This window comes from Bacillus sp. NPDC057893 (assembly GCF_042796455.1).
Classification (GTDB): Bacteria; Bacillota; Bacilli; order Bacillales; family Bacillaceae_G; genus Bacillus_A.
Window position 1 is genome coordinate 1 of the sequence record NZ_JBHVNG010000014.1, and the last position, 17287, is coordinate 17287.

A 17287-nucleotide genomic window follows, 5' to 3' on the forward strand; every position below is an offset into this window, starting at 1 on the left:
GTAACAGTTTATGTATGTCGAACAATTAAGATGGCTTCCTGCCATCCCTTGTCCGAAGCCAATTCATCTCCCACCTACTCACTAAGCGTTCCTTGAGGAAGGAGTCTTCTTGGCTAAAATGATAAAACGATAGGGTTTATTTGGTATGCGTATTATTAAGAGTATGCTTCTATTTTAGGAATGCTTTACCCCACAAAATGAAAGTACACTTTGTTTTCATTCTTAAGTTGATGGGCATGGGGTCACCATACATTGCAATTAACCTAATATCTTCTAGGAATAGTAAAACAAAAACACTGGCTTAATACCAGTGTTTTTGTTTTACTACCAATAATCGCTTTTATGATAACTAGAAACGTTTATATTATGTGATAAAAGAGGCTAGAGGCTTAACAAGTATTTATCCTTTTTTGTTGTCGTAAAGAGCAAATGTCATATCTGCTTCACAAACAATTTCGTTATCTATTGTAGCAATAGCATGGGCTTTGGCAAATAAACGACGAACACGCGTCATCTCTACTTCTAAACGTAGCTGATCACCGGGACGAACTTGTTTTTTGAATCGGCAATTATCAATACCAGTCAAAAAACCAATATTTCCACGGTTTTCTTCTTTCATGAGCATAATAAATGCACTTACTTGTGCTAAAGCTTCTACAATTAAGACGCCTGGCATAACTGGATAGTCAGGAAAGTGGCCGTTAAAAAACTCTTCATTAATTGTAACATTTTTGATGGCAACTGCGCGTTTGCCTTCTTCTACTTCAATAATACGATCTATCAGTAAAAAAGGGTAACGGTGCGGAAGAATCCCTTTAATTTGTTGAATATCAATCATAACTCTCTCTCCTTTTTTATATTTACACTTATGCTTCAGTCAATATTTCCCCCTCTATCTAATGTATTAACACAAGATATTAGTACTAGGTAATGATTTTTTCGTACGTTAGCGGTACGGAATCAATTTAGAAAAAGAAGGACCATTCTAAGATAATACCTTTACTTATTCATTCGGAAAAGATCATTTGTATCTGTTGTATCAAGCTATACAAAAAAACAATCAAGAAATAACCAAGATTCTATTCCACTTGTTCCAGTTTCTACAAAAGAATGGACGAAAATCTTATCGATATGAGAAGAAAACAGTCTTTGATATTATGGGCGTTGTCTATGAATATAGTGGATTTGGAAAACAAAAGAAAGCTGCATAATTTTTAAAAATGATACCTATCTAGGTTTATTTAGTATGCTTATTTTTAAGGACACAAAATATTTTAAGAGTTTTTTAGTTCAAATGAACAAAAATTCATTTTGTTTCCGTTCTTAAGTTGATGGGCATGTACGGTACCCCCTAATAGAATAATCTCTGGCTCATAATGCTTCCATTTAAAATCCACTGGTCACTTCATCGTCGTACACGCTCTTTATTTGTGAATATTTTCAGTGTACACAATGACAGTATTTTTTTCACCAGAACCAAAAATACGTATTACAAATAAACTCACTCAAAAATAGATCTCCTTCAAAAAGGAGGTCTATTTTAACGATCTAGATATTGTTCCAATAATTGAATGGGCCCTTGCAAATTTATTTGAATCATTTGTTTAGCCATAGAAGATGGTGAGCATGGCATATCATTTTCTAGCCACCAAGAGATTACACCAATATATGCAGCAGAAATATAACTAACTATCATTTCTTTTGTAACAGGGAGTTCCTCTTCTTTTACATTTGTTTCTAAAATCATGTGATCATAAAATTGAAAAATAAAATCTTTTAGATATTGAATGAAGTTTGGAATACCTTTTTTGATTAACATGACGTGAAAAAACTTATTTGACCTAGCTATATGCTCAAAAATATGTAAAGCCACATAATGCTGTAATTCATGTGGATCTTTGGTCACGCTGTAGAACTTCGATGCATCTCCAAAAAGTTCTCTAAGCATCTTATCTATACTTTGATTCAATAAATCCTCTTTATCTTCATAATGACGATAAAAAGTCGCTCGATTGACAGTTGCGCGTTCAGTAATATCTTGTATCGTAATGCTTTCATAACTCTTCTCATCCATTAACTCAATTAAAGAATCTCTGAGAAGATTGTGTGTACGGCGTACACGCGGGTCTACTTTTTTTTTCACCATTGTTAAACCCCTTTGCAAATTTTTTATACTTTTGCAACAATATCCAGCTGAAATGTTGCTTAAGCATCATTTCAGCTTTTTTTGATTCTTGTTATCGTAAAATCTATAACTATAATTATTTACAACAAGTGTTGTTTTTGCAACAAAAGTATCAAAAATATTCACAGCAGATTTATTAAAAAACAACATAATGTTGAAAAAAAAGTTCTTAATTACTGGTTATTCAAGCCAGAGTCAATCAGTGTATTGAAGAAAAAGCAAACTCAAAATAGGAAGGTGAGCATACATGCAACAAAATGAAGTGATCAAACAGTTTTCCACACCACTGGATGCTCCAGCATTCCCGGTAGGTCCTTATCGATTCCATAATCGAGAATACTTAAATATTTTATATCGTACAGACCTAGATGCACTGAGAAAAATAGTACCTGAACCTTTGGAGATTACGGATTCACTTGTTCGTTTTGAAGTTATGAAAATGCCAGATGTAACTGGATTGGGTTCCTATACTGAATGTGGACAAGTAATTCCTGTAAGCTTTGATGGCGAAGAGGGTGAATATTTACATGCTATGTACGTAGATAGTTTTCCCGCTATCGCTTCTGGAAGAGAGATAAGTGCTTATCCTAAAAAGTTAGGCAAACCAAATCTATTTGTGGATTCTGATACATTAGTGGGTACTCTTGACTACGGATCTTTAAGAGTAGCAACTGCCACGATGGGTTACAAACACCGCCCTCTTGACTTAGGTGAGGCGCGTAAAGAAATCTGTAAACCTAACTTTATGATTAAAAAGATGCCAGGATATGACGGATACCCAAGGATTTGTGAACTTGTCCGAAGTCAAATTACGGATATCACTATTCACGGTGCTTGGTCAGGTCCTGCACGCTTAGAGTTATTTGCACATGCATTAGCACCAATGTCAGATTTGCCTGTGCTTGAGGTTGTCTCTACCTCTCACATAATTACAGATCTTACTTTGTCTTCTCCAAGTGTTATACATGACTATCTAACAAGTAAGTAACACATGTGAAGAAGGTAAATCTAGTTAGAAAGGAAAGAAATTAGATATGGTTAAGATGAGTAAAAATGCTAATAGTCCTCAGTTAGCTGAGAATTTGCATGTATTTAGCCCTGTTACAGTTATTGGAGCTGGTGTCATTGGGATTTCATGGGCAGCCTATTTTCTTGCAAAAGGTTTAGAAGTACGAGTAAATGACGTTCTCCCTGATTTAGAAGAAGTTGTGCATGCGGGTATAGAACAGATTATCCCCACTTTACATGAACTTGGACTTCCAACTGAGTGTCTTACAGATCGATTAATTATTGAAAGAAACCTTGAACATGCACTTGACGGTGCCGCTGTTGTACAAGAAAACGGCCCTGAACGTATAGACTTTAAACAGGAATTATACGCCAAAATTGAACAATTTGTCAGCAAAGACACGTTACTGCTGTCATCTTCTTCTGGATTAAAAGCCAGTGAAATAGCAGAGAAGATGAAAAATCCAGAACGTATGTTAATTGGCCATCCATTTAATCCACCACATCTTGTTCCATTGGTGGAGGTTGTACCCGGCCAATTGACAGCTTCTAGTGCCGTTAAGAAAGCTGTCAATTTTTATGAAGCATTAGGTAAGAACTCTCTTGTTTTGAAAAAAGAAATGGATGGATTTGTAGCAAATCGTCTACAGTCAGCATTATTTCGTGAGGCTATTCATTTGGTACTAGAAGGCGTTGTTTCAATGAAGGAGCTTGATGAAATTGTCACCAGCTCAATTGGTCTTCGCTGGGCAGCAGGTGGGCCATTTTTAACATTCCATTTAGGAGGCGGCAAAGGGGGCTTCCCTGCTTTCCTCAAACATTTAGGGCCGGGAATGAATGACCTTTGGGATCACCTTGGTAAACCACATTTAGATAAAGATACAGTACAGGTATTGTCTGAACAAGCTATTGCTTCTTATGGCACCATTGCTAAAAATCAGCTTGAAGAAGAGCGAGATTGTCGCCAACTATCTGTGCTACGTGTACTTAATGAGAAAAAATAAATATATCTTGTCATACTATTTTTAAAAAGGAAGGGATTATAATGACTACAAATACAGACGCAAAAAAACTTACTGATGCTATCATTAAAGCAAATGAAAATAAATTAACCAAACTTGATGATTTCGATATTTATAAAGAACTAACCACTGTTTTAGAGGAAGTCGGATTATCAGTAGAAGAATGTGGCGGTACAGTTACTTTTTATGGTCAAGACCCTATTGTTCCAAGTACGTTACGTCTAGCATCAACTGCAGCAATCGCTTTAGTAGCAAAATCCATTGCTGTTTCAAAGATTTGGAGAATGCGTGGAGGAAAAGGTCAAGATATTCACATGGATTTACGTAAGGCACTTCGAAGACTATCTCCTTTTTACGATAGACAGTGGGAAAAAATCAATGGGCTAGCACCAGGTGTTGCTAATGATCCTTATAATCCTTTTGACTTTACTTTCTATCAAACAAAAGACGGGAAATGGGTTATGCCACTTAATCCGTATCCACGATCTAAACACGAGGCATTGAATTTTTTAAATTGTACTGAAGATCGTCGATCTGTAGCCAATGCAATTAGACAATGGAATTCAAATGATTTAGAGAACGCTGCTGCTGAACGCGGAATTGTTATGCCAGTAGTTCGTACAATAGAAGAGTTTATGATGGAAGCTACTTACGAAGAAGTAGCGAAGCTTCCTCTTATTGAAATTGAAAAAATTGGTGAGAGTGATCCAGAGCAACTTTCTAAAGATGCCAAGACTCCACTAGAAGGTATTCGTGCATTAGGACTTGCGCATGTTATTGCTGGTGCAGGTTTCGGAAGAGCACTCGCTTTACATGGTGCAGATGTTCTAAACGTCTGGCGTCCAACTGATTGGGAACATGATATTGTGTATGCAACATCAAATGTGGGAATGCGTTCTACGACACTTGATTTAGGAACTGGAGAGGGTAAACAAAAGGTAGAAGAATTATTACAAGGTGCGGATATCTTTTTTGCTAATCGTCGCTCTGGATTTATTGAGCAATATGGACTATCAGCAGAAGATTGTGCTCAAATTCGCCCAGGTATCATCCATTGTACAGTAAATTTACATGGAACAGAAGGCGCTTGGGCAAACCGTAATGGATTTGATCAAACAGCCGGGTGTGTAACAGGTGTTATGGCTCTTGAAGGTTCACCTGACAATCCAAAATTACCTCCTATTTCCATTGTAAATGACTATGCAATTTCTTGGTTACTGGAAGTAGGAGCTTTAGTAGCACTAGAGAGAAGGGCAAAAGAAGGCGGTAGTTATCGTATAAGAGTATCTTTAGATCGTGTATCTTTATGGATCCTTTCGATGGGTATCTTTGATAAACAATTTGTTAAAGAAACAGCTGGTTCCTCAAAGGAACATGAGTATATTGCACCAGATTTATTTACAGCAGAAACTCCATTCGGTTTATATCAAGGAGTAACGGATCAAGTGAAAATGTCAGAGACACCTGGTGAATATAAAACAGTTCTGATTCCACGTGGGTCCAATCGTCCAGGATGGTTACCTAAATAATTATAGTACTATTGGGTCGGCCTAGATACTTGTAAAAACGGGTCATAACGAGCTGAATTCACATAAATAATTGTATGGAGGAAATATCGTAGAAATGATTCAATAAAATATATTAAGATCGTGTTTTGATTAATCTTTTTTCAAAACACGATCTTTCTTTTTGCTTATTTATCAAGGCTATTAGTATTAATTTGATCAATTTTTATTCTAAAGCTACATTTGTCGAATGAAAATAAAAAAAGCCCTCAACAAATAGTTAAGAGCTGCGGCATATACCGCAATCCAGGAACATAACTTCCCAGCATAGGTTGATAAACTGCTAACGTTAGCAATGGCATTAGCTTTCTTAACAGTTAACAAAGCGTATTCTATCACGTATCCTGAACAAGAGATATGAGTAAAATAAGGTTTATTTTACAATTAATAGATATACAATATTGCATATTCTAATAGGATTTCATTTGTTGAATAATTAAATGGACTGACTCCTTACCAATATTCAAAATCGATTGCGTATTTCTAACTTGTGTTCCAGTTTTTTTGAGCAGGTCAATGAATATCCACATATAAACTCCAGATAAATCTCTAATATCTTCATATAGACTCCAGATAGCGTCTGTAAAATTCAAGTTATCAAGGAGGTTAGAAAAAATGAATTTTATAAAACGAGCAATTCTCAGTATGAAACAACGAAAAGGAACAACATTCATTTTGATGGCAGTCTTTTTAATTGTTGTCAATTTAGTATTAGCAGGCTTCACAGTCCAAAACGCAACTCAAAAAGCAGCGGATGCTGCAAGAAAAAAATTGGGGGCAGAGGTTGATCTAGCTCCTGATCAGCTAAAGCTACTAGAGAGTGGGCAGGAAGATAAATTTACTCCTCTTACTGAACAATTAGCCGGTAAATTAGCAAAATCAAAGTATGTTAAAAATTATAATTACTTGTTCACAAGTAATGGTACTCCCGATGGATTTAAACATATTGAACCAGCTAATAAAGAGAACAATTCTTCATTTACTAAGATGGCAGGAGAAGGAGACATTCCGACCCTAAGTATATATGGTGTTAGAGAAATGAGTTTACTGGACACATTTAAAAGTGGAGAAAGTAAAATCGTGGATGGCAAACCAATTACAAAGGATGTAGTCGATAAAGATGTTGCTGTTATTGAAAAAAGATTAGCCGCTGAAAACAACCTAAAAGTCGGAGATAAAATTAAAGTAAAAGGAAGTGATTCCAAAACTACACTGGAATACGAGATTATTGGGATTTATGAAACAAGTCGAAAATTGGAAGGGATTTTAGCTAATTTGGGTGACGCTATGTTAGAACCAGCTAACAACATATATACTACCTATAAAGCCGCTCAAAAGAACGCGGGGGGAAAGAACGAGAAGGCAAAAGCAGGTAGTCCTGACGCTACTTCACTTCAAGCGGTATATTCTTTAAAAGACCCATTATTTATTGATGCATTTAAAGAAGAAGCAAAGAAATCAGGTCTTGATTTTGAAGTATTCAAGTTAGATGCACATGACGAAGTATATAAACAAATGGTTGGCCCAATTGAAAACATCGCCTCTACTTCACAAATGATTATCTATATTGTATCTATTGCGGGTGCTATTATCTTAGGATTAATCATTATGTTATCAATTAAAGGGCGTCGTAAGGAAATGGGTATCTTATTGTCCATCGGGGAGAAAAAATGGAAACTAATGGCCCAGTTAGTAGTAGAAGTAGTATGTGTTGCTGTATTAGCGTTTGGATTATCTGTCACAACAGGATCTAAAGTGTCTCAGTTAATAGGAGATAATTTACTCTCTAGTGAAATTGCTACAGCAAGCGAAGAAAAAGATGAGTCAAAAAATGGGGTATCAATGATAGTTGAAGCTAATGGTAAGATGCCAAATGAAAAAGAAGATCCAATTGATAAAATTGATGTAAGTGTAACAGGAGAGGATTTAGGAAAAATGGGGGGAATTGGACTAGCTATTGCTATATTAGCAACTCTTCTTCCAGCGCTATCTATTCTACGCTTAAATCCAAAACAAATTCTTTTAAAAGATGAATAAGGAGGCCCAATATGGAGACGATTTTACAATTTAAAAACTTAAATTATTATTATGAAAGTAACGGAAAAAAAGTAACGATACTAGATAATGTTAATTTTTCTTTTCAAAAAGGGCACTTTTACACGATTTTAGGGCCATCTGGATCTGGTAAAACCACAACGCTTAGCTTAGGTTGTGGGCTAGATATACCTAAAAATGGTCATGTACTGTATAAAGGCAAGGACATTCGAAAAATTGGTTTGGATCGATACCGTAATCAATATGTATCCGTGATTTTCCAAGCATATAACTTAATTACCTATATGACTGCTCTTCAGAATGTACTAACGGCCATGGAAATTACAGGTGTGAAGGTACAGAATAAAAAAGCAAGAGCATTAGAATTATTAGAGAAGGTCGGACTCACAGAAGTAGAGGCGAAACGAAATGTCTTGCAACTAAGTGGGGGACAACAACAACGTGTAGCAATTGCTCGAGCACTATCTTGTAATGTGGATTTACTTATTGCTGATGAACCAACAGGAAACCTTGATGAAGAAACAGCAACAGAGATTATTGAGTTGTTTCAGGAGCTCGCGCATCAAGAGAATAAATGTGTAATTGTTGTGACGCATTCACAGGGAGTTGCAAAAAAATCGGATCGAGCAGTTTATTTAAGTAAGAAAAAATTAGTAGTAAAAGACGCCCCTAGCGTCTAAAAAACAAATTCTGTGATTAGAAGAGTTTGAAGGATAAGGAGATCGGGAAAATGATAAAAAATTAGTAGGTCTGCTTTTCATTATAGGATTATTAGGAGGCTGTACTGTAAGTCAAGAAGATGGAAAATCTGATTCGAAAGCTGATAAACCAAAGCAGATTGAATCACCTAATAAAAAGCCAGGTAATTCATCACCAAATGAACAAAAAGATGCTAAGTCTATTCGTATAAACGAAGACGGCTCATATACAAAGATTGATGATGATGGGAATGAAAGACCCCTAGATCCTAAAGAGATAGGAAAATAGAAAAAAGGTATAGATAGAAATCCAGGAGTCTCAAACATGAATTAAGATATGATTTTAACTATTTTAAGGAATGTGAGAATATCCTTATTTCCAGCGAATGAAGATGAACATCTTACACAAACATTGGAGGATAATGCGATGAACCAAGATCTGACTTTACAAATAGCTATGAATAACCGATTCCTTAACGTACAGGGAATCGGTTATTCATTTTATTTCTTTTTTATAGAGTTTTTATCTCGTAATGGTCTTAGATTATTGAAAGTTGTTTTTTGGTTTAAGTTCCACACATAATCACCTGTCAATGTGATATGTTCCCATCCAAGTGGAGATATATGTTGTAAATATTCCTCTGGTATATCCACTCCTTTTGTTCAATAACTTAATTTTGTATATTTATCTGAACATACATAAGTTTACAAGGTTTTTGAACACATAAAAAGGAGAAATCCTATGATTTTTGGTTCGATATTATCGCGTACAGAAATATATGTTAATTAAAAGTCAGAAAAGTAAATTGGATAAAAAATATTAATGGATATATTGAGTTATTACCTATTCAAATACCCTTACTAATATCAATTCATTTTATTAATAAAACTTATCTATATTTTGAAAAACCCCAACCCATTTACTCTTAAAATTTTTATTAATAAAAAACAACAGATGTAAGCTTTATTTGATATTAATTGCATTTTAGGGCGTATGTAAGATATTATTTCTTTTAAATAAATTAACTTAAAAATTAAATATAAAAAGCCAAACAAACTTTAAAAATCACACTTAAATTAGAGGAGAGTACAATATGAATACAATCATGATTGTAGAAGATGATACAAAAATCGCTGAATTACTGGGAACTCATATTAAAAAATACGGATATCAAAGTGTTATGATAGAGGATTTTGAAAATATCTTAGCTACATTTCAAAAGATTAAACCAGATTTAGTGCTATTAGATGTAAATCTGCCTAATTTTGACGGTTATTATTGGTGCCGCCAAATACGAGCTATTTCTACTTGTCCAATTATATTTCTATCTGCAAGGAGTGGAGAAATGGATCAAGTTATGGCTTTAGAAAATGGTGGTGATGACTACATTACGAAACCTTTTTATTATGAAGTTGTAATGTCTAAAATCCGTAGTCAACTCAGAAGAGCATACGGTGAATATGCTCCTAAAGTAAAAGAACGAATAGTTGAGCAATCAGGATTATTCCTGTTCCCAGAAAGAATGGAACTTCAACTAGAAGATAAGACAATTATACTTACTAGAAAAGAAACAACTTTATTGGAAATATTGATAACAAAGTCTCCACTCCTTGTAAAACGTGAAGTGATTTTAGAACAACTATGGGATAGTTCATATATAGACGAGAATACATTGAGTGTAAATATAGGGAGAATTAGAAGGAAGTTGCAAGATTTAGGTATTGAAAACGCACTGGAGACAGTTCGTGGTGCTGGATATCGTTTGCATGCTACTTGGGAGAAGGAAGGAAAGGAATAATGAAATTATTTTTAGAAGAACATATTCCACTCATTTGTTATACATTTGCCCAATTGCTTATCATTCTTTTTATATATTGGTTTGATGGTTATCCACATATTTTGACAGCATTATATTCTGTATTTTTGGGTGTTTTTTTATTAATAGGTTATCTAATATATCGTTATTATAGTCATCGTTCATTCTACAAGCGTCTATCAACACCAATGGAAACTTTAAATGAGTCAATAAAAGATAGTGATTTGACTCCATTATCAATGGCCTTAGATAAATTACTACAAACTCAATATCAATATTATCAAAACCAATTAAAAAAATGGGAAAGAAAACAACAAGAACAAATGACTTTTATGAATCAATGGGTTCATCAAATGAAAACACCTCTTTCTGTTATTGAGTTAATTACACAGGATGCAGATGACTCTCGATTTGACAGTATTAATGAAGAAACGGAAAGAATCAAAAAAGGATTGGAAATGGTCTTATATGTTGCTCGTTTAGAAACATTTGAACAGGATTTTCATGTAGATAGAGTGCCATTATTAGAAATGATTGATTCTGTTATTCATGAAAATAAACGTCTGTTTATACGTAGTTATGTGTATCCAGAAGTAAAAGTGGGTCCGCTCCTTACTGTAGAAACAGATAAGAAATGGCTTCGATTTATACTCAATCAAGTGCTGTCAAACGCAATAAAATATTCATCAAGTAAGAAAGAGAAAGTAATAATATCAACGTATTCAAAAGGACGAGCAATTATTTTGGAAGTAAGAGATTATGGAGTGGGCATTCCTATTGCTGATTTACCACGTGTTTTCAATCCATTTTATACAGGAGAAAATGGTAGGAAATTTAAAGAGTCTACGGGAATGGGATTATATCTTGTTAAAGAAGTATGTGAAAAATTAAATCATAAGATTGATCTAGAATCTGAAGTAGGTAAGGGAACAAAAGTTAGAATCGTATTCCCGTATGCATCTCGTTAACCGATGAAAGGTAGACTTTTCATCGGTTTTTTCTTTTGAATCTTACAAACTTGTTAGATAAATGTTAGGGAAATCGATAGGAAAAATCCTATGCAATATGTACATTGTATGTAGAATCAAAACTGAAAGGAGAAAGGAATTATGATACAAAAGCAACGTATTGAAATAGTTGATTATTTACGGGGATTTGCGCTTATAGGTATTACTTTTACAAATATATTTCAAAACACGAGTATGGTGAGCACTGATGCTCATCCTTATTTTAGCTCTTTCGTTTACACTTTCATGGTATCCAAATTTATTTATATATTTATGTTCCTTCTAGGCTTATCTTCTGCATTATTAATGTCAAATTTAAAGAAGAGGGGTGAAAGGGCAAATTTAATATATATCCGGCGTTTTAGTATTCTGTTATTAATTGGTGTTACATGTACATTTGTAGGGGTCTCTGCCGGTGGATTATTTATTATGTATGCAATTTATGGGCTAATAGGATTTGTATTTCAGTATATACCACCGATGATTAACATTGTCGTTTTTATCGCTATTGCAATATTAATTTGGTTCACACGTGACATGGTTTTAATTGAAGGTGAATCAACTAATAATCAAATTGTATCTTTAGTAAGCATGTTAAGCGGGTTTTCAATGGTTATTTTAGGGATATTTTTAGGACAAGTATCTTTTTTCAATCACCTACAAAGATATAAGGTATTACTTGTAACAGGTTTAGTCCTTCTTTTCTTTTTAACATACTATTCTTATGGCTGGATGAATAATTTTAGTTCTTTCGTACTGCCCCTATTTTATATTGTTTGCTTTACCATTTTAAGTATGATTCCCATGGTAAGAAGTATGTTCTCATGTTTAATCGCATTTGGCCGAATGTCTATGTCAAACTTTATTGTGCACACATCGATTGTTTTTGACTATTTAGAAAATGAAAAGTTCTCATTCTTAACCTATTTAGGTATCGGTCTATCCATTATTGTTATACAAATTATTTATAGTAACATATGGTTAAAGTACTTCAGAATGGGACCTTTAGAATGGATATGGCGTATGGGGATATATTGGAAGAAAGTTAGAATTGTAGGTTCATTCGCGAAAGATTCTAATTTTAAAGAAAACAAAACCTGTTAAAGAAGTATGTGAAAAATTAAATCATAAGATTGAGCTAGAATCTGAGGTAGGTAAGGGAACCAAAGTTAGAATCGTATTCCCGTATGCATCTCGTTAACCGATGAAAGGTATACTTTTCATCGGTTTTTTCTTTTGAATCTTACAAACTTGTTAGATAAATGTTAGGGAAATCGATATGAGACATACTAAGTATAGGTTACACTTCATGTATCGAAAAGAGAAATGGAAGGTGAAATACTTGTGGAGATACTACATGTTTCAGATTTAGGGAAAGTTTATCCTGGGAAAATTTCTTATACAGCATTATCCCATATTGATTTAAAAATAAACAAAGGTGAATTTGTAGGAATTATGGGACCATCTGGAAGTGGTAAAACAACGCTATTAAATATGGTGTCTACTATAGATGCTCCAACATCAGGAGAAGTATTAATTCATGGAGAAAATCCATATCTGTTATCTCCAGATCAGTTGTCTTTATTTCGAAGACGTGAATTAGGGTTTGTTTTTCAATCATTTAATCTCCTTAATACACTGACAGTGAAAGAAAATATTGTTCTTCCACTTACGCTTGATGGTGTAAGCCCTAGAGAAATGGAAGGGAAAGTGGAAGCTATTGCTGAAAAACTAGGGATAACTGAAATATTAGATAAACGTACGTATGAAATTTCTGGTGGGCAAGCACAAAGAACAGCAATCGCACGAGCTACTATTCATAATCCGAAATTATTACTTGCGGATGAGCCTACAGGAAATCTGGATTCAAAATCTGCTCGTGATGTGATGGGATTATTGACAACGCTTAATAAAGAAAATAGCACAACGATGATGTTAGTGACACATGATGCAATGGCTGCAAGTTATTGTGATCGCATTGTGTTTATCAAAGATGGACAGTTATACAATGAGATTTATTGTGGAGATAATCGCAAAGTATTCTATCAAAAGATTCTAGAGGTTTTAGCATTATTAGGAGGAAATGCAAATGACTTTTCGACAGTTCGCATTTAATAACGTCATTCGAAGTAAACGAACATATTTGGCTCATTTTTTAAGTAGTACGTTTGCTATTATGATTTTCTTTACTTATGCATTACTTGCATTTCATCCTAATTTACAAGGCGATCTTGCTGCCAGTGTAACAATCAATACATTTGCAAAGTCAGGATTACAGATATCGCAGGGGTTAATATTTTTCTTCTCATTCTTCTTTATCCTATATTCTGTAAGTGCATTTTTAAAAACAAGAAAAAAAGATTTTGGAATTCTAATGCTACATGGGATGTCACCTTCACAGTTGAATAAATTAATATTTATTGAAAATACAATAATTGGAATCGCTTCTATTTTAACAGGAATTACAATTGGAATGGCGTTCTCTAAGTTTATCTTAATTATGAGCAACAATCTGCTAATGATTGATAAAGGACTCCCATTTTACATGCCCTTTAAAGCTATTGGAATAACATTTGGAGCTTTCTTCTTATTATTTTTATTTATTTCACTTTTCACTTCTCGACTAGTAAATGTAGAGCAATTAGTAGAATTAATAAAAGCAGAAGAAAAGCCAAAGCCTGAACCCAAAGCATCCTTTTGGCTGTCTTTATTCGCACTTATTTGTATTGGATTAGGATATACGGGTGTATTCCATAGTGTAAATGCAATTCAATATAAGGATATGAAATATGTATTATTCATGATGGCGACAGGGGTGAGCTTTGTTGTACTTGGAACGTACTTCTTATTTACACAGCTCAGTGTATATGTGTTACGTGCATTAAAGAAAAGGGAAAATATTTTCTTTAAGAAAACAAACATACTCACCATCTCAGATTTAGTGTATCAATTAAAAGATAATGCAAAAATGTTTTTTATGGTCACTATTATATCTGCCGTTGCCTTCACTGCAGTTGGAACTTGTATGGGATTAGGTAACTCATCTATGGCTGAATCGAATAGTCCCTTTGCATTTTCTTATCAGTCCTATAATAATAATCCTTTAGAAAAAGAGCATCTAAAAAAAATAGAAAGCCAACTCAATAATGGTGGGTTTAAATTCAAACAAGTAGCTTATTCAATAAAACAAATTCCAGATACCCTTTATAACAGTAATGTATTATTAAGCGTTATAAAAATAAGTGATTATAATAAGTTAGCTGAGGCATTTGGTTTTGAAAAAGAAAGCTTAAAAAATGAAAATGATAGTATTGTCATACCTGCAAGAAAATTCGCTAATACAAAATCGAATCAAAATAACTTTCGATTGTCGCATAGAAATATAAAAATAGATATGCATGTAAATAAAACACTAACGCCAAAAGAACTACAAGATACAAACATAACGACAATTATTATACCAGACGCAGTATATAATCAAATGATAGTGGATCCAGAGAATTACCGTGGTGAATCCACCATTAATGGTTTTATTGTGAAGGATTGGGAGAACACGAAAAAAGTTGCTGAAAAAATCGTGACTACTCTTCAGAAAGATAATGAAGGTATACATGAGCCTGTATTATACAACGAACAATATAAATTTTCTTCTTTAATATCTACATGGATAGTGATGAAACAAGGTTTTGGACTTGCATCCATCATGAGTGTATTAATAGGCATTGTTTTCTTTACGTTTGCTGCAAGCTTTTTATATTTCCGATTATATACAGACTTAGAACGAAATCAGCGGCAATATAAAATGATAGCAAAAGTTGGTTTAAGTAAACCTGAATTAAAGAAAATTGTGTCACGTCAACTTGCATTGTTATTCTTTTTACCAATTGCAATAGCGATTACACATAGTACAGTTGCTTTTATGGCCTTACAAAAGTTAGCTAATTTTTCAGTCTTGGGTAGCTCCGTTATAGTATTGGTTTGTTTCTTAGTTTTGCAAATTATATACTTTTACTTTGTTCGTTCTCAATACTTGAAAAAAATGTATAAAACGATTTTTTAATTCAAAAATAATAAAAAGAAGGAGAATATAGGATGAAAAAAAGACTTGGGTTATTAATAGTAGCTGGTATTTCGATTACCATGTTAGGAGCATGTTCATTCTTTGGTGCAAAAAACTCCCCGGCAAATGGGCTTTCAATAGAGGTAGAGCAGTTAAATGAACAAACAAGAACTTCTATAATAGACCTATACAAAGATATAACCATATCACAAGAGCAATTCAAAATAAAAGAGGGTAGCATAGATAATAACAAACTCAACATAAAGCTCCCGACACAATTTGTGGATGCTAGGACGGATACTCCTAGTAATTTACTATTTATAAGCAGAACAACTGCTGAAAAAATGAATAAAAAGGGGCTTATACGTGAAAGGGATAATAATAGTGGGCTCACATCTTCAGTCCCTATTGCCTCTTTACCAAAAAGAAAAAAAGATGAAATTATCTTATTTGCAAATAAAGAATATAAGGACTTAAAAGAAATAACATATGATGGGAAAAAAATGATTACTCAATACGAAGGTGATGTATGGCTAGCGCCATATCGTGGTGGATCTAACGAAATCCTATTAATTGTAGATGATACATTATTTAAAGAAATAAATGGGAAAGAAAAAACTAGACAGATTCTATCTTTTAATAAATCTTTTGGGAATCATAATTTACTCAATCAAGGGAAAGCACCAGAATTAAGTAAGGAAATAGATAAAGTGAATACGGCTTTAGGTACTGAGGGTAAGGGAGCCGTTGAATTTGTAAATATTACAGAAAAGTAAAAATTACTTTTATATAGAATAAAAGTTTAGAACATATTAATCATCTTTGAAAAAATCATTTATTGATTTTTTCAAAGATGATTATTTTTAAGTACACAAATAAGTGGATCTGATTTTTTAGTCATAATAAAAAATCAGATCCACTTTTGAAAATATAATCAGCATCTAAATTTACATCCTTGTTTTTTTTGTGTCTAAAATGTGTCTAAACGTACAATTTTCCCGAAAAGGATTTTGGAGTCTAACAAACGACCGTTTATGGAACCTTCTTAACTTACAGTAGAGCCAAGTTTTTTAACTGAAAAATTCCTTAGCGCAAAAAAAGACACCTTAAGGTGCCTTCCTCCGACTTGATAACCACTTTAATTTTAATAATATGTATTGGAATCCCACCAAAATATTATTTTACTATGTTAATTTATACTGTTCATTGGGAGAATTGTCACATCGCTATCAAACTAAGATTTTGACCAAAGAACTTTCATAATTTACAATTCAGCTTCCGATATTTTAGTTAATTATTTCATTTCAATATGTATATTATTTATCTTTCTGTAGAAAATGTTTTGGTCAAATAAATACAAAATGTAGACATACAAAAAAGCCATTCTTTCTATGATTTTTAAGAAAGAACGGCTTTTTATTTATTTTATAGGCTATTACATTGGATAACCTGATAGCAACTGAACAGAAATTATGTGAATTTGTAAACTGGACTTATTGAGTTTTTCCATCTTCGTACATGTATATGGCATTCCCGCCTAGTACTAAAACTACAAATCTATCATCCTTTTTATATGTAATCATCGCGCCGTCTGCTTTCTGTGTTTTCCATCCAGCAAACCATAGTCCTAACTGATAATCAAAAGGTAATCCGTTCGAAAAACATGCTCCATTGTATTCATAATCTTTATGATCTTCTTGATACACATATTCTGCACGAGCAGGTACAGGAAATCCTTGTATTTTTGATTCAACTGTACGATTATAGTACGGGATAATTCCAATAATAACAACGACTAGTATCGTCAATGGTACCTTCCGATTCACTAAGATTCATCTCCTTTTTTTCCTCTTTTTAAATTTTTTAGGAA

Annotated in this window: 14 protein-coding genes and 4 pseudogenes; 14 read left to right on the forward strand and 4 right to left on the reverse strand. The window is 33.5% G+C overall.

Annotated elements, in window-relative coordinates:
• Positions 1 to 400: 400 nt before the first annotated feature.
• Complete coding sequence (gene fabZ, locus ACFVQC_RS27210; protein ID WP_264541616.1) at positions 401 to 838, reverse strand: 3-hydroxyacyl-ACP dehydratase FabZ; 438 nt, start codon at positions 836 to 838, stop codon at positions 401 to 403.
• A 178-nt stretch (positions 839 to 1016) separates the two neighbouring features.
• On the opposite strand from fabZ, the pseudogene ACFVQC_RS27215 reads away from it, so the two are divergent.
• Positions 1017 to 1211: pseudogene (locus tag ACFVQC_RS27215) on the forward strand (IS4 family transposase); the annotation flags it as partial.
• A gap of 329 nt (positions 1212 to 1540) precedes the next feature.
• On the opposite strand, the gene ACFVQC_RS27220 reads toward ACFVQC_RS27215, so the two are convergent.
• Positions 1541 to 2146, reverse strand: coding sequence for a TetR/AcrR family transcriptional regulator (locus ACFVQC_RS27220; RefSeq protein WP_264541617.1), 606 nt, complete (start codon positions 2144 to 2146; stop codon positions 1541 to 1543).
• A gap of 286 nt (positions 2147 to 2432) precedes the next feature.
• Here ACFVQC_RS27220 and ACFVQC_RS27225 point away from each other — a divergent pair, with 286 nt between their 5' ends.
• The 6 genes and pseudogenes from ACFVQC_RS27225 to ACFVQC_RS27250 all read left to right on the forward strand — a co-directional run.
• Positions 2433 to 3173 (forward strand): acetoacetate decarboxylase, encoded by a 741-nt coding sequence (locus ACFVQC_RS27225; protein WP_264541618.1) that lies wholly within the window; start codon positions 2433 to 2435, stop codon positions 3171 to 3173.
• Between the two features lie 46 nt (positions 3174 to 3219).
• Positions 3220 to 4197: a 3-hydroxyacyl-CoA dehydrogenase NAD-binding domain-containing protein gene (locus ACFVQC_RS27230; protein WP_377899830.1), complete on the forward strand. Its 978-nt coding sequence runs from the start codon at positions 3220 to 3222 to the stop codon at positions 4195 to 4197.
• 41 nt (positions 4198 to 4238) lie between these two features.
• Positions 4239 to 5744 (forward strand): CoA transferase, encoded by a 1506-nt coding sequence (locus tag ACFVQC_RS27235; protein WP_377899831.1) that lies wholly within the window; start codon positions 4239 to 4241, stop codon positions 5742 to 5744.
• A gap of 651 nt (positions 5745 to 6395) precedes the next feature.
• Positions 6396 to 7817 carry an FtsX-like permease family protein gene (locus ACFVQC_RS27240; RefSeq protein WP_377899832.1) on the forward strand — a complete coding sequence of 474 codons (1422 nt, stop codon included), beginning with the start codon at positions 6396 to 6398 and terminating at the stop codon, positions 7815 to 7817.
• 11 nt (positions 7818 to 7828) lie between these two features.
• Positions 7829 to 8515, forward strand: a complete 687-nt coding sequence (locus ACFVQC_RS27245; RefSeq protein ID WP_377899833.1) for an ABC transporter ATP-binding protein — start codon at positions 7829 to 7831, stop codon at positions 8513 to 8515.
• A gap of 391 nt (positions 8516 to 8906) precedes the next feature.
• A pseudogene (locus tag ACFVQC_RS27250) lies at positions 8907 to 8996 on the forward strand (Rpn family recombination-promoting nuclease/putative transposase); the annotation flags it as partial.
• A 38-nt stretch (positions 8997 to 9034) separates the two neighbouring features.
• On the opposite strand, the pseudogene ACFVQC_RS27255 reads toward ACFVQC_RS27250, so the two are convergent.
• Positions 9035 to 9193 (reverse strand): annotated as a pseudogene (locus ACFVQC_RS27255) (Tn3 family transposase); the annotation flags it as partial.
• Positions 9194 to 9627: 434 nt separating this feature from the next.
• Here ACFVQC_RS27255 and ACFVQC_RS27260 point away from each other — a divergent pair.
• The 7 genes and pseudogenes from ACFVQC_RS27260 to ACFVQC_RS27290 all read left to right on the forward strand — a co-directional run bounded on the left by ACFVQC_RS27260 (position 9628) and on the right by ACFVQC_RS27290 (position 16193).
• Positions 9628 to 10332 carry a response regulator transcription factor gene (locus ACFVQC_RS27260; protein ID WP_002169720.1) on the forward strand — a complete coding sequence of 235 codons (705 nt, stop codon included), beginning with the start codon at positions 9628 to 9630 and terminating at the stop codon, positions 10330 to 10332.
• The gene (locus ACFVQC_RS27265; RefSeq protein ID WP_377899835.1) at positions 10332 to 11318 is read left to right on the forward strand and encodes a sensor histidine kinase; all 987 of its coding nucleotides are present in this window, start codon (positions 10332 to 10334) and stop codon (positions 11316 to 11318) included. The genes ACFVQC_RS27260 and ACFVQC_RS27265 overlap by 1 nt, the downstream gene beginning before the upstream one ends.
• Positions 11319 to 11459: 141 nt before the next feature.
• Positions 11460 to 12461: a DUF418 domain-containing protein gene (locus ACFVQC_RS27270; protein WP_377899837.1), complete on the forward strand. Its 1002-nt coding sequence runs from the start codon at positions 11460 to 11462 to the stop codon at positions 12459 to 12461.
• Positions 12457 to 12558 (forward strand): annotated as a pseudogene (locus ACFVQC_RS27275) (sensor histidine kinase); the annotation flags it as partial. The gene ACFVQC_RS27270 and the pseudogene ACFVQC_RS27275, both read left to right, overlap by 5 nt.
• 143 nt (positions 12559 to 12701) lie before the next feature.
• The gene (locus ACFVQC_RS27280) at positions 12702 to 13472 is read left to right on the forward strand and encodes an ABC transporter ATP-binding protein (protein WP_377899838.1); all 771 of its coding nucleotides are present in this window, start codon (positions 12702 to 12704) and stop codon (positions 13470 to 13472) included.
• A complete protein-coding gene (locus ACFVQC_RS27285) occupies positions 13447 to 15417 on the forward strand; it encodes an FtsX-like permease family protein (RefSeq protein ID WP_377899840.1) in 1971 nt (656 codons plus the stop codon). Before ACFVQC_RS27280 ends, ACFVQC_RS27285 begins: the two co-directional genes overlap by 26 nt.
• A gap of 32 nt (positions 15418 to 15449) precedes the next feature.
• Positions 15450 to 16193: a lipoprotein BA_5634 family protein gene (locus ACFVQC_RS27290; protein WP_377899842.1), complete on the forward strand. Its 744-nt coding sequence runs from the start codon at positions 15450 to 15452 to the stop codon at positions 16191 to 16193.
• Positions 16194 to 16910: 717 nt separating this feature from the next.
• Here the strand turns inward: ACFVQC_RS27290 and ACFVQC_RS27295 are convergent.
• Positions 16911 to 17243 carry a hypothetical protein gene (locus ACFVQC_RS27295; protein WP_377895527.1) on the reverse strand — a complete coding sequence of 111 codons (333 nt, stop codon included), beginning with the start codon at positions 17241 to 17243 and terminating at the stop codon, positions 16911 to 16913.
• Positions 17244 to 17287 lie beyond the last annotated feature (44 nt).

What these genes read in the sequence shown, in the direction of transcription:
- ACFVQC_RS27220 (WP_264541617.1), bottom strand. Translation starts at nt 2,146, where the DNA reads ATGGTGAAAAAAAAAGTAGACCCGCGTGTACGCCGTACACACAATCTT.
- fabZ (WP_264541616.1), bottom strand. Translation starts at nt 838, where the DNA reads ATGATTGATATTCAACAAATTAAAGGGATTCTTCCGCACCGTTACCCT.
- ACFVQC_RS27225 (WP_264541618.1), top strand. Translation starts at nt 2,433, where the DNA reads ATGCAACAAAATGAAGTGATCAAACAGTTTTCCACACCACTGGATGCT.
- ACFVQC_RS27245 (WP_377899833.1), top strand. Translation starts at nt 7,829, where the DNA reads ATGGAGACGATTTTACAATTTAAAAACTTAAATTATTATTATGAAAGT.
- ACFVQC_RS27230 (WP_377899830.1), top strand. Translation starts at nt 3,220, where the DNA reads ATGGTTAAGATGAGTAAAAATGCTAATAGTCCTCAGTTAGCTGAGAAT.
- ACFVQC_RS27285 (WP_377899840.1), top strand. Translation starts at nt 13,447, where the DNA reads ATGACTTTTCGACAGTTCGCATTTAATAACGTCATTCGAAGTAAACGA.
- ACFVQC_RS27260 (WP_002169720.1), top strand. Translation starts at nt 9,628, where the DNA reads ATGAATACAATCATGATTGTAGAAGATGATACAAAAATCGCTGAATTA.
- ACFVQC_RS27235 (WP_377899831.1), top strand. Translation starts at nt 4,239, where the DNA reads ATGACTACAAATACAGACGCAAAAAAACTTACTGATGCTATCATTAAA.
- ACFVQC_RS27270 (WP_377899837.1), top strand. Translation starts at nt 11,460, where the DNA reads ATGATACAAAAGCAACGTATTGAAATAGTTGATTATTTACGGGGATTT.
- ACFVQC_RS27265 (WP_377899835.1), top strand. Translation starts at nt 10,332, where the DNA reads ATGAAATTATTTTTAGAAGAACATATTCCACTCATTTGTTATACATTT.
- ACFVQC_RS27290 (WP_377899842.1), top strand. Translation starts at nt 15,450, where the DNA reads ATGAAAAAAAGACTTGGGTTATTAATAGTAGCTGGTATTTCGATTACC.
- ACFVQC_RS27240 (WP_377899832.1), top strand. Translation starts at nt 6,396, where the DNA reads ATGAATTTTATAAAACGAGCAATTCTCAGTATGAAACAACGAAAAGGA.